The sequence below is a fragment of the Microcoleus sp. BM001215392 genome, from assembly GCF_036700185.1.
GTDB lineage: Bacteria > Cyanobacteriota > Cyanobacteriia > Cyanobacteriales > Microcoleaceae > Microcoleus.
In genome coordinates this window covers 1-13,062 of record NZ_JAUBOJ010000205.1, presented here as the reverse complement: position 1 = coordinate 13,062, position 13,062 = coordinate 1, and the positions used below count along the sequence as shown (strand labels likewise).

At 47.6% G+C, this 13,062-nt stretch carries 10 protein-coding genes; 5 read left to right on the top strand and 5 right to left on the bottom strand.

Annotated features, from left to right (window positions below):
• Window positions 1-297 (top strand): hypothetical protein (locus tag QT974_RS20620; protein WP_333470289.1); only part of this gene is annotated, 297 nt, incomplete at its 5' end.
• Window positions 298-324: 27 nt separating this feature from the next.
• On the opposite strand, the gene QT974_RS20615 is transcribed toward QT974_RS20620, so the two are convergent.
• The 3 genes from QT974_RS20615 to QT974_RS20605 all read right to left on the bottom strand — a co-directional run bounded on the left by QT974_RS20615 (window position 325) and on the right by QT974_RS20605 (window position 4,574).
• On the bottom strand, window positions 325-1,074 hold the full coding sequence (locus QT974_RS20615) for an amino acid ABC transporter ATP-binding protein (protein ID WP_333470288.1): 750 nt from the start codon (window positions 1,072-1,074) through the stop codon (window positions 325-327).
• Window positions 1,040-2,503: an ABC transporter substrate-binding protein/permease gene (locus QT974_RS20610; RefSeq protein ID WP_333470287.1), complete on the bottom strand. Its 1,464-nt coding sequence runs from the start codon at window positions 2,501-2,503 to the stop codon at window positions 1,040-1,042. The genes QT974_RS20615 and QT974_RS20610 overlap by 35 nt, the downstream gene beginning before the upstream one ends.
• Window positions 2,504-2,762: 259 nt before the next feature.
• A complete protein-coding gene (locus tag QT974_RS20605; RefSeq protein ID WP_333470286.1) occupies window positions 2,763-4,574 on the bottom strand; it encodes an iron uptake porin in 1,812 nt (603 codons plus the stop codon).
• Window positions 4,575-4,917: 343 nt separating this feature from the next.
• Between QT974_RS20605 and QT974_RS20600 the strand changes: the two genes are divergently transcribed.
• Complete coding sequence (locus QT974_RS20600) at window positions 4,918-5,112, top strand: hypothetical protein (RefSeq protein ID WP_333470285.1); 195 nt, start codon at window positions 4,918-4,920, stop codon at window positions 5,110-5,112.
• Between the two features lie 222 nt (window positions 5,113-5,334).
• On the opposite strand, the gene purM is transcribed toward QT974_RS20600, so the two are convergent.
• Entirely contained in the window at window positions 5,335-6,363 is a 1,029-nt protein-coding gene (gene purM, locus QT974_RS20595) for a phosphoribosylformylglycinamidine cyclo-ligase (RefSeq protein ID WP_333470284.1), read from the bottom strand.
• Between the two features lie 599 nt (window positions 6,364-6,962).
• Between purM and QT974_RS20590 the strand changes: the two genes are divergently transcribed.
• From QT974_RS20590 to QT974_RS20580, 3 genes are all read left to right on the top strand, one after another.
• Window positions 6,963-8,096 carry a septal ring lytic transglycosylase RlpA family protein gene (locus QT974_RS20590; RefSeq protein WP_333470283.1) on the top strand — a complete coding sequence of 378 codons (1,134 nt, stop codon included), beginning with the start codon at window positions 6,963-6,965 and terminating at the stop codon, window positions 8,094-8,096.
• Window positions 8,097-8,531: 435 nt separating this feature from the next.
• Window positions 8,532-10,142 carry a bifunctional pantoate--beta-alanine ligase/(d)CMP kinase gene (locus tag QT974_RS20585; RefSeq protein WP_333470290.1) on the top strand — a complete coding sequence of 537 codons (1,611 nt, stop codon included), beginning with the start codon at window positions 8,532-8,534 and terminating at the stop codon, window positions 10,140-10,142.
• Window positions 10,143-10,469: 327 nt separating this feature from the next.
• Window positions 10,470-11,402, top strand: a complete 933-nt coding sequence (locus QT974_RS20580) for a polysaccharide deacetylase family protein (protein ID WP_333470282.1) — start codon at window positions 10,470-10,472, stop codon at window positions 11,400-11,402.
• 177 nt (window positions 11,403-11,579) lie between these two features.
• Here QT974_RS20580 and QT974_RS20575 read toward each other — a convergent pair whose 3' ends face one another.
• On the bottom strand, window positions 11,580-12,641 hold the full coding sequence (locus QT974_RS20575; protein ID WP_333470281.1) for an NAD(P)/FAD-dependent oxidoreductase: 1,062 nt from the start codon (window positions 12,639-12,641) through the stop codon (window positions 11,580-11,582).
• Window positions 12,642-13,062: the final 421 nt, after the last annotated feature.

The window sequence follows — 13,062 nt, the reverse complement described above, 5'->3', positions numbered from 1 at the left end:
CCGACAGGGGTTGAAAACCCCTGTCTCATAGCGAAAGTCCTCTCAAAGAGGACTGGGATTGACGCTGCTTTCCGCCAATTCTTTCAGTCGGTTTTAACCGACTTTCGCTCTCTCGGCGGCGGTTTGAACCCCGCTGTCGAGAAAGCGGAAGTCCTCTCAAAGAGGACTGGGATTGATGCTGATTTCCGCCAATTCTTTCAGTCGGTTTTAACCGACTTTCGCTCTCTCGGCGGGGGTTTGAACCCCCGCTGGAATCGGGGAATAGCGAATCGATCGAACTGCGGGAAAATAAAGTAAAAATAGGTTAATTTAGGTTAATTTGAATTAAAGCATTTTTTCCAGAAATTGCTTTGCCCGATCGCACTTCGGGTTACTAAAAAACTCCTGCGGCGGCACATCTTCCGCGACTTTTCCGCCATCGAGAAACAAAATCCGGTGGGCGACTTCCCGCGCAAAACCCATCTCGTGAGTCACAATTGCCATTGTAATCCCCGTCTGCGTCAAAGCTTTCATCACATCTAACACTTCTTTCACCATTTCCGGATCGAGTGCAGAAGTCGGTTCGTCCATCAACAAAATTTCCGGTTCCATGGCCAAGCAGCGGGCGATCGCCACGCGCTGTTTTTGACCCCCCGAAAGCTTAGAAGGATAAACATCCGCCTTGTCTGACAAACCGACTTTTTCCAGCAATTCTAAGCCCTTCAGACGCGCCTCATTCTTAGCAATATGCTTCACCTTTACAGGTGCGTAGTTGACATTTTCCAATACCGTCATGTGCGGGAACAAGTGGAAATGCTGAAACACCATCCCCACTTTTTGCCGCATTTTCATAATATCGGCTTTCGGCAAAGTGATATCCACGCCGTCGATGTATATCTGTCCGGAAGTCGGAACTTCCAGTAAATTCAAACACCGCAAAAAAGTAGACTTACCGCACCCCGAAGGGCCGATAATGGCAATCACTTCTCCTTTGTGAATCTCCGTGGTAATCTCCCGCAAAACCTTAAGATTCCCAAAAGACTTATACAGGCGATCGACCTTAACTGCTACTTTGGAGTCTGCGTTCGAGTACATTGGCCCCCCAGGTTAAACTAAGCACCATCAAATAATAAATTACGCCGACAAATATCAAAGGTTCAAAGTAAATATACTTTTCTGCTCCCACAATTGTAGCGCGGCGCAGCAAATCTTCTACGCCGATTACCGAAACCAAAGCTGAATCCTTCAATAAAGCAATACTTTCATTCACCAATGCAGGCAAAATATTTTTTAATGCTTGCGGCAAGATAATATCGCTCATCATCAGCTTGTAGGGAACGCCAAGGGATTCTGCGGCTTCTTTTTGACCTTTATCTACAGCTTGAATTCCGGCGCGGATCGTCTCGGAAATATAAGCTCCAGAATTGAGAAAAAAAGTAATCACGCCAGCTTGCAGCGCAGATATATTATAGCCCGTAAGCTGCGGCGTTGCAAAATAAACTAAAGTCAACTGCAAAATTAACGGCGTTCCTCGAAAAATCGAGGTGTAAGCAGTACCAAACCAGAACAGGGGTTTAATGCTAGAAATCTTAAACAGAGACAGCACGATTCCCCAGAGAAATCCGAGAAATGCCGACAGCAAGGTAAAGGTGAGCGTTACCCAAATCCCGGACAAAATATAAGGTAAATTTGGCCATATTTTGCCAAAATCTAACCTAAATTTAGCCTTCGCCGGAGATGGATTTGCAGGACTTGCTTCAGCGGCGATCGGGCGAGAGAACCATTTAGTAGCTAGTTCCTGAATTTGACCGCTGGCTTTCATTTGCTGGAGGACTCGGTTGAATTCTGGAACTAATCTCGAACCTTTGGGAAATGCGATCGCCGAACCGCTTTCTTGAGTATTCGGAATTGTATTAAATTCTAAGTCCGGGTTCGCTGCTGCATAACCTTTAGCAACCGTATCCTCAATTACTCCCGCCGCGATCCGCTTCGCTTTAATTTCTTGGATGATATCAGGAATTTTGTTCAGAGGAGCGAGTTGCACCCCAGCCATTTTTTTCACAGCTTCCTGTTGAATGCTGCCGAGTTGAACGCCTACTTTTTTCCCGGTTAAGTCTTCAGCTTTGGTCAAATTGCTGCCTTTATTGGCGACAATTGTATTTTGAGCTTCGTAGTAAAGATCGGAAAAATCCACATTTTTTTTTCTTTCGGCTGTGGGAGTCATTCCCGCCATAACTAAATCGGCTCTTTTTGCCTGCAATGCGGGAATTAAGCCGTTAAAATCCATGCCGATCACTTTGAGTTCGTAGCCCAACTCTTTAGTAATATATTTGGCAATATCGATGTCAAAACCGATGATTTCGTTGCCGCTAACAGCCGTATCTTTAAATTCATAGGGCGGGTAGTCTGGGGAAGTCGCGAGGGTTAAAGTTTTGTTGGCTTGGGCGTAACTGGCGATCGCAATTAAGCTAAAGGCGATCGCGATCGCCGCCACCAGGAGCGATCGGAATTTTAAACGTTTCATATCCAGCATTTTCCTCACAAATCCCTCGGGTATAAAATATTCTAAAATTTGCAATCAAGTCACCATTCTAAAGATAGATATAGTCCGGGAACCAGGGGTAGTCAGAAACCGGGTTTTTTACAAATATCTTTCGTTGTCACCGACAAATTAGGTAAAAAACCCGGTTTCTTTGGTATTGATGCGTCCCGGACTAAAGATAGAGAATTGTGCCGTAAACCAAACTTTAAGAAAAAGTCCACTGCACACAATTTTTAAGATTCTAGAAAGTAAAGCTGGTGCGCAAAACTCCGACCCATGTTGTACCGTTGTCCTGATTGTGATCGGTATTGGTAATCAGATAAACTCCGGGCGTAACGCTGATAAAGTCGCTGACTTGGATGCGGTACAAAGCCTCTACGTGGATAGAAGTAGCATTGTCTTTGTTTTCTTTAATATCGTTGCGAGTCACCTTGGGCGGAACACCAACAATCAAGCCGCCGACATTACCTTCTCCGAACAAATCTGGGAAGGCAAAAGTTAGCCCACCGTTCCAAATTCGGGCCTTCGCATCGCCGTCTGACAATTGCTGAGCGTCTACGTATCCCGCCCAGCCTGAAAGTGCAAATCGAGACGAAGGCCGCCAGCTTGCTTGAAGGCCGTAATGGTTCCCTCTGGTAGCACTTTGATTGAATGGTTGATTGGCGTTATTGCTGCCGGTACCGAGGGAAAGATCGACATCATCTTTGCGGGAGTAACTGCGCACGTAACTTAAGGCTAAATCGAGATTGGAACTTGGCGAATATGTTAATTGAGCGATCGCCCCGTAGCTGCTATTGAAAATTCCGTTACCCTTTGTAGAGTCAGCCGCGTTATTTGCCAGATAGCTCAATGTTAGATTCAGCCGATCGCTAAATTGATGATTGATGGCAATTCCGGTTTCTCCGGGAGTGTTGTAAATCGCGGGGTTGAACGCTCCAAACCTAGAAATAGCGCCTTGAGCCGCGCTATCAAAATAAGGGTTGATTAAAGGAGCTACGTCATCAGAAGTAAGTCCTGTGGCGCCTATTTCCACAGTCGTGCTGTTACCGATGAGGAACTGATAGCTGAGTTTATCGAGGACGATTTGAGAACCGCGATCCCCGTCAAAGTTGGTGCGAGTCATCGGAGTGCCGGTAGTGCGATCGTACCGAGCACTATTTCTTGCTTGTAACCGCGTTCTCAAACGGTCAGTTCCAGTAAAGCTAGTATCGAAATTCAAGCGCACGCGATAGCCCAAGTTTGTAGCAGTTTTGTCATCACCGACAGCACCTTTTCCGAAGGTATCGCTCACCGCAACAATGGTTTCTGCATTCAATTTAGTAGTTGTCGAAAACTGATTGGCTTCGAGTTCGCTCGTCCGCGCTGACAAAGCATCAACTCGCCCGCGCAAGGTAGCTAATTCTGCTGCAAATTCTTCTTGCAAGCGTTGCAGTATTGCCAAATCTTCTTTGGTGACAAAATTAGCCGTTGACGAGCCAATTTGCTTGGTAACTTGGTCTAAACAAGCGTTCAAGCCGGCGGCGAATTCGTATCGAGTTAAAGCTCGATTGCCGCGATAGGTTCCGTCTGGATATCCCGCGATGCAGCCGTAGCGTTCGACGAGGGATTGTAGCGCCCCAAATGCCCAATCGGTGGGCCGCACGTCTGACAGTTGAGATACGGATGTCACCTGCTCCATCAAGGTGGGATCGGGCGATCGCTCTGCGGGTTTTTCTGGCCGGGCTGCTGGGATTTCAGATAACTTTAACTCCCTGACAATGACTGGCGCCTCCGGGGGAGGTGAGGTTGCAGTTAATTCGCTTTCTGAGGTATCTGGTGTCTCGCTAGAGGCGGCTGTTTCCGGCGGCGCGGGAAGTTTGGTGGCTGGATTTGGCGGGCTTGTTTCTGTGGCAAGCTGCGGCGGGGTATCCGCAAGGGCGATCGGCTCTTGCGCATCAGGAATTACGATCGGCGCGGCAGTTGTTTCTGCTGCAAAGACTGTGCTTTTTACTAACAAAAGGTTACTAAAAAAAGCTAGGCAAAACCATAAACTTTTGTCAAAAAGTTTTGACATTGTGGCTCCTGCTATTAACAAAGTTAAAATTTTTGTTTCTTGTCACCGCAGTTTTAACTGGTTTTACTTGACGTAAACCAGGCTCGGCAACAATTATTTAACCGCCCAACTTTTGAAATTTATAATTGAGCTGGCGTTGAGATTACTAAGATCCGCAATCCGCACTCTTTAAGGATAGGCGGACGCCTGTGTTTTGCTGTTTTCTGGTTCCCGATCGCCCTCTGAACCCTAAAAGAGTTGGTTGAAATAAGTTTCAACAATAGAGGGAGGCAGGTGGATATTTTATCTTAGTGCAGAAAATCGATCGCTGTCAAGTCTGTGCGATCGGCGATCGCAGCAAACCATGACAATTGATGCGATCGCCAGCACCCAAGATATTTGCCCGATCGCCAACGATCGATTCCCCATTACCGTCAATAAATTAGACTCGAATTGCATTCAGGCGATCGCTATTCTAGAAATTATCTGTGTCTCTCAGCGTTCATCTGCCTCAAATCTGCGATCGATGTATCGTTCAAATATTTATATGGTGAAATAAACTGAGTTTCTACCAAGCTTGTGAAAAAATCCGCCTTAAAAAAGAAGTATTACCTATTGACTAGGCCCGAATTCTTGTGGTATATTTTAGATAATGGAAGTGGTAACTTTGATTTTAAAATTGCCAATATTTCCATTATCTAATTGTACTTCCTTTGCTGCCAGGAGTCAAGCATTTTACCCGAAAAAAAAAGGCGATTTTTTTTAATTCATTCAACTAAAATTAATCGACGCCCATTACCAATTCTCCGTTCCCGTCAATAACTTCGCCGATCGCAAATGCACCAATTCCCTGAGACTCAAACCACTTAACAGCCTGCTCAACTTCCCGGCGATCGAGCAAAAGCACAAAGCCAATACCCATATTAAAAGTATTGAACATATCGGCAGCCGCCACAGAGCCAGCTTCAGCAATCCAGTCAAAAATTGGCAAACTCGGCCAGCAATTGCTGTCAATTTTCACAGATTGATTGGGGCCCAAACAGCGGGGCAAATTTTCCGGCAAACCGCCGCCAGTAATGTGAGCCATACCGTGAATTTCCAAGCCGCTCTTAATTGCTTCGAGGACTGGTTTCACATAAATTGTAGTCGGAGTCAGCAGCACTTCTCCTAAAGTTTGACCGCCCAACTTTCCCGGTTGAGAATTCCAATCAAAACCCAAATCGCCGGCAATTTTTCGCACCAAACTAAAACCATTGCTGTGCACGCCGGAACTAGCGAGCCCGACAGCCACATCTCCCACCCGTACCTGCGAACCGTCGAGCAATTTGCTTTTTTCGACAATTCCCACGCAAAAACCAGCCAAATCGTACTCACCGGCTTGATAAAAACCGGGCATTTCTGCGGTTTCCCCTCCGAGCAAAGCACAGCCCGCTTGTTTGCAACCGTCAGCAATCCCTGTCACCACCCCAGCTAATTGTTCGGAGTTTAACTTTCCGGTTGCTAAATAATCGAGAAAAAAGAGGGGCTCGGCGCCGGATGTCAGTACGTCGTTGACGCACATCGCCACCAAGTCGATTCCTACTGTGTCGTGGCGATCGAGATCGTGGGCCAATTTCAACTTAGTTCCCACGCCGTCAGTGCCCGAAACCATCACCGGCTCTTTTAAACCCTCGGGGACGCTGAAAAACCCGCTAAATCCGCCGAATCCGCCCAAAACTCCCGATCGGTGGGTACTTTTGACTGTATTTTTGATGCGATCGACAAAAGCTCTGCCGGCCTCAACATCTACACCTGCTGCTCGATAATCCATAAGTCCCCCAAATCCATTTGTAAGTTTTAGTTTATTCCCAAGAGTCAGTCGATTTTGGATTTTGGATCTGAGATTTTGGATTTGAGATTGGGGATTGAGGATTTTAGACTTCCAGGTAAACGCCAACGTTGAACGAGATCTGGATCTGGGATCTCGAATAGAGTCTAAAATTTTGGGTTCACAGCAAGTATCCATTTGGTTGCGAACTCAACCTTAAATACTTGACAAACAGATTTTTTTAGGCTAACCCTTCTGCGTTCATAAAATCAGCAAATTTTTTGTAAATTTTTGTAAATTTTTCTGGAATTCAAAATTTGGCTGAAACCACTGCAATTAAAGGATTTTATCAGACCGACTTCTGAGAAGATTTGAACACTATTGCTCCCATGTATCGAAACAGCGATCCCCAAGCGCAAAAGTTTGTGGTAGTCTGTTGCAGTTCGTTACCAAAACACAAATTGCGGATCGAGTATGAGTTGTCAAATGTCAGGGAAGTTTCAGCCAAATTTTTTTGGGGCTGAAGCATTAAAGCAAAAATGCACCCCGATACTTTGCTTTGACTCACGGGGGAATGGCGAAGGAATCAAGAAAAATCCTTGATGCCTCCAGCCCTTTGGCTGATCCTCCAATCTCGGTTGGCAATGGCTCTTCACAAAATTGGACGTATGAAGGAAAAATTTGTTGGTGGTTTACTCGCTGTCCTGTTAGTTCCTGTTGTAGGAACGGCATCTTCTTGTCACGCACAAGCCACAGATGTCGTAAAGCAAAACTCTCAAGGTTCAAAGCAGCAAGTAATTGCCACCCAACCGTCCCCGCAGTCAAACGCAACTCGGGCCGAAGCACAAAAAGTTGGACAGTATCAGTACCAAGCAAGAGCTGACATTGACCAAGACTCGATCGTCAAAATTCAGCCCCACGACTTGAACGGGCAACAAGCAGCGACAGTCTACGTGCGAAATATTCCAGTCATCACCTTTCTGAACCCAAGTCAGGAAACCAACACCAAAATCCGATCGACTGCCGATACCAAAGCAGATCCGAGCAGTCAGTCAAAGGTAGCCGGCGCGAAAGAAAATTCCCCAGCCGGAAACATTGCCAGCAATTCCACCAATCAAGAACCAGATCCAATGTGGCGGGCATCGAGCTTAGCAGCAAGACTCAACCAGCTAACCCGCAACAACATCGATCCCAACAGCATTACTGTGAAGTGGGAAACAGGCGATCGCTACATAATCCAAGCAAACGGCGAAGATTTGGTAAGCATCAACGCTCAAAACATCCTCCCCGACACCACGAGCAACTTCAGCCGAGATGCCCTGCAAGTAACCAATCGCCTCCGCCGCCTCCTGGGCAACGCCCCACCCTTGGAAGCAGTCGCAGGCCAACCCGAACCCGAACCAGAAGCCCCCGTGCTATCTTTGGGCCCAGTTCAAGTGCGGCTCAGCGGCTGGGCTTCCTGGTACGGCCCGGGATTTGACGGCAACCTCAGCGCCAGCGGCGAGCGTTTTAACCAAAATGCCTTGACTGCTGCACACCGCCACTTGCCCTTCGGCACTCTAGTCATGGTGCGAAATCTTGACAACGGCCGCTCGGTAGTTGTTCGGATTAACGATCGCGGGCCCTACGTGGGCGATCGGCTGATTGACTTGTCGGCCGGCGCAGCCAACGTGCTCGGAATGATGAGCAGCGGCGTTGCGAGAGTGGAAATCCAAGTAATCGAATCCAAACAGTAAACAGCAGTTGACAGTTGACAGTTGACAGTTGACAGTTGACGGTTGACGGTTGACGGTTGACAGTTGACAGTTGACAGTTGACAGATCGCCCTCCGAACTCCGTCGTTGGGGTAAGGCACAATACAAAAGTTATCCGAACTTTAGGCAGAAAGTAGAATAAAAGTGACATCTGGCACCATTCGTGTGGAAGCCTTTTATGGACGGGCTATAAGATCCCATCCCACAAGAAAATTAAATTCTCGCTTAACAGGCCGTCGGGCCTGTTAAGCGAGAATGGTGCAAGATGTGAGATAAAAGTGACATCTGGCACCCGCTGCCACAGTCGCGCTCTCTTGTACGCGATCTTGTTGCTAACATCGCTGCCAGATGTCAGATTCAACAAATTGTGATTCAAAAATTCTGCATTCTGCCGAATGCCTTCAGGAGATTGTATCGGTGCAACTGTTTACTAGCATTGCAGCACTTCGCTGCTACTTAAATTCACAAAAGTCTGCTGCACCTCACGTGAGTGTCGGTTTGGTGCCGACGATGGGAGCTTTGCACGCCGGACATGGAAGCTTGATCCAGCGGGCAAGACAAGACAATGCGATCGTCCTAGTCAGCATTTTTGTCAACCCGCTGCAATTTGGCCCGACAGAAGATTTTCAAGATTATCCGCGAAATTTGGATCGAGACCGGCTGCTGTGCGAACAAGCTGGGGTTGATGCGATTTTTGCTCCCCCAGCCACAGAAATGTTTGGGAACCCAGGGGGCGATTCACTACGGGATAGCTTCGCCGCGCCTGCTGCAACCGACAAAACCGCCCAAACACAAATTCAACTTTCATCCTTAACTCAAGTAGTGCCGCCACCCGCGATGACATCGGTGTTGTGCGGCAAGTCTCGGCCCGGTCATTTTCAAGGCGTCGCGACAATTGTTACCAAACTTTTGAGTTTGGTGCAGCCGACAAAAGCTTATTTCGGTCAGAAAGACGCCCAGCAGCTAGCAATTATCCGCCAACTGGCGTGGGATTTTAACTTGCCTGTAGAGATTGTTGCTTGCCCGATCGTCCGCGAAGAGTCAGGACTAGCAATGAGTTCTCGGAATCAGTATTTAACAACAGAGCAAAAACAGCAAGCCTGCGCCCTCTTCCGCGCGCTGCAACAAGCCTCAAAAACTTTTACCTCAGGCGACCGCACCTCGGCTACCGCACTCGCTGCGGCGCGCGCCGAAGTCGCCCGAGAACCCGAAGTTAAGCTCGAATACGCCGAACTCGTCGATCCCGACACTCTGAGGCCGTTGGAGGTGGTGGAAACAGCGGGACTTTTAGCCGTAGCAGCCAGAGTTGGCTCTACTCGCTTGATTGATAATATAATTCTCAGGAACCGCAGGCCAATTGTGGCGATCGACGGCCCGGCGGGCGCTGGCAAATCTACGGTAACTCGCCAAGCAGCAAAAGCTTTGGGCTTATTTTATCTGGATACCGGCGCGATGTACCGGGCGCTGACTTGGCTGGCTTTGAAAACAAACACGCCGATTTCCGACGAATGCGCGATCGCCGAATTAATCAATTACAGCTATTTGGAATACAATCTCGATCCGGCATCTTTCATGCTGAAGATTAACGGCGAAGACATCACCGAGGAAATTCGCAGTTTGGAAGTGACATCTCGCGTCTCGTCCATGGCGGCAATTCCCGCTGTGCGGCAGTTTCTGGTAGATGAACAGCGGCGCTGCGGTATAAAAGGTGGGATTGTCGCAGAAGGCCGCGATATAGGAACTAATGTTTTTCCCGATGCGGAATTGAAGATTTATTTGACAGCTTCGGTACAAGAGCGATCGCGCCGGCGGATGTTAGAACTTAAAGACGCCGATCGGGCTAAGATTAGTTTGGCTCAGTTAGAACAAGACATCGCTCTGCGAGACTCCAAGGACAGCACCCGCCTGATTGCACCTTTGCGCAAAGCTGCCGATGCTGTGGAAATTCAAACAGATAATCTGACTGTTGACGAAGTTATCGATCGGATTGTCGGCTTGTATCAAGAGAGAATCGGCCCTAAAAGTTAATTTGAAGACACTGGGGCGGGCGATCGCCCAGTGTCAGTTAGGGGCCCGGCTTTGGGGTCTGAGTCCCTAACTATATATAATAGAACGTGCAATTAACGGGATTTAACTACCTTCCGGAAAATTGCCACTATTCCCCGTTTTGAGCGGTTAGGGGAACTCTCGCTGAAAATTCTTAAACTTGTTAATCCTGCCGGACTTCCCTGCGATCGGTTAGTTGGAGTAACATTTCTAGGGACAATCTGATTTAAGATTATGCTCTAAAGTGAACTAACTGATATCAACATAAAATCTAGAATTAATTGTGCAAGGTGTGAAGGAGAGAATGACGTGACAAAAATCAAACGGCTCTTGAGGTGGCGAAAAAAAATAATCGTTGCTTTTCTGGCCGCCGCAGGCAGTTTTTTGCTGGGTGTGACGTTGCCGATGAACTTACGGGGAAATCAACCAGCGCCACCGATGCAGCCACAAGTCTTGGCAGTATCTTCGCCAGAACCAAAACTGATATCTAATGTTAGCGGGATCGCAGGAGCGATCGCCCATCGAGTTGAAGTTTCCCAACAGGCCCTAGCTCAACAGCAGGAAAGTCGTTTTCAATCATCCCTACCATCCCAGTTGAAAGGTACCATGCTGCGTCAGGCAAAACTCGACGAACAGCACAAGGCGATCGCCCTGACATTTGACGACGGGCCCTGGCCGACAACTACTAGACAAATCCTAGAGATTCTCAAGAAAAACAATATTAAGGCTACATTTTTTTGGGTAGGAAGATACCTGCAAACATATCCCGAACTTGGCAAACAAGTTGCGGCGGCCGGTCACGCGATCGGCAACCACACTTGGAACCACCAATACATTAAATATAACGAAGACGGTGCGGCTCGCGAGATCGATCGCACGTCATCATTAATTGAGGAAGTGACGGGGGTAAAAACATCACTGTTTCGGCCGCCAGGAGGCATTTTAAACAATGGATTGGCAGCTTACGCACAGAAGAAAAATTATGCAGTTATCATGTGGTCTGCTGATTCTTTAGATTGGCGGACTGCGACGCAATCGTTGATGGACAACGTGATGCGGCAGGCAAATTCGGGTGGCATTGTGTTGATGCACGACGGCGGCGGCAATCGATCGAGAACCGTACAAGCTTTGCCGGATATTATTGCTAAACTGAGAAAGGAAGGGTACAAATTTGTAACAGTTCCAGAATTATTGCAGATGCAAGAACAAGCTTTAAAGAAGCAGGAAACAGCACAGAAATAAAAACATGGGAGAATGGATTTAATCGCCATTTTCCCGTTTTTTATAAATCGCTATATCCATCACAATTAAATGACCTTACTCCTCATCTAAGAAAGGACTAAAGTCCTCACTACAAACTTATTGATATGTTCGTAGTGAGGACTTTAGTCCTCATCTAAGAAAGGACTAAAGTCCTCACTACAAACTTATTGATAGGGGCGAATCCTCCAATTGAGAATCAACCCAAACAGCCGCCGCTACTCCCGATCGCAAAGCAGCTTCAATTTGACCTTCCCCGCACAAATCCCCCGCACAAACCAACGGCAAAGTTTCTTGGGCCACCAAACAAGAAACAGGTAAAGGATTCCGACAAAAAGCATAGCGCCAGCGGTGAACCTGCAACCATTCCGGCTCCTTGAGCCAAGGCATTAAATGTTCAGAAGCGCGATCGAGCAATTGCTGGCCGATAATATTCAAATCACTAGCTTCTAAATAGCGATCGGCAAAATTAGCGCTGCTGTGAACCACAAACACAGGCTGCTGAGAGTCGCTGCGCTTGCTGCTGTCGAGTCCAATCCAACCTAAATCAGAATCATCGGGAAAAGAAACCGATTTCCACTGCGGATTTAGATCGATCAAATCAGAATTTCGTTCCGCAGAATAGCCAGCCATAACTGTAATGCAAGGGTCGTAATCTACCGAACGCAATTGGTCAATAAAATCCGAGGACAAACCAATTTCTGAATTCAAAAACATTAAAGCTTGAGGAGCAGGAATTGCCACCACCACAGCCCTAGCAATCAATTCTTGAGGCAGCTCTAAATTGTCGTCGGTAACTTCCAGAGAAAGATGCCACATTTCACTCTCAGTACGAGAAATCGCTGTGACGCGGCGGCCGTACAAAATGTCTAAACCCTCTGCGATATACTTACCGACAGCATTCATTCCAGCAGGTGCGACATAACAAGAAGTCGGGATAGATGATACTACTCCTTGTCGGAATTCTCCCACGCTATCCGTCCAGAGTTTCAGGAGCTGGCGATCGACCAAAACATCAATTAACGCCTGCACCGCATCCCCCTGCGGCTCCAAATAGCGTGCCCCGTGATCGGCCCTCGTGCCATGTACGCGGCGAGTAGCGACTCGTCCGCCCGGGCCGCGAGATTTCTCAACAACCGCCACAGAATAGCCAGCCAGACGCAACTGTCGAGCACAAATCAGCCCCGCCATCCCCGCACCGATCGCCACAACATCGAACATAATTAGTCCTTAGTCAGTAGTCAGCAGTCATTAGACATCTGGCAAAACTCTTGTGGGGCAAGCATTCGGCCTGCCCAAGACTTGTTTTTCACCAAATGTCTAGTTATCAGCGTGACATACCCGACACTCATTTTGTAAACAAATAGAGTGCTGGCTTCCTCTTTCAACGGGAGAGCCTCAACGCGAGCCATCCCTAAGCTGGTCTTATCCTCCCTCCGTAGGTTTTACTCACCCGAAGGTGGTACTCACTAGCAAGATAATTACTTATCTTCGAGGCAGACTCCCTGTGTCCCAAGGAGTAGAATTGTTGATTTTTTCACCCATCCATAAGCTCTTTTACGGCAAGCGCGGGATCTTGGGGCTACCAGTCAATCGATTTTAGATTTTAGATTTGAGATTTTAGATTGAAGCATTGACCCCA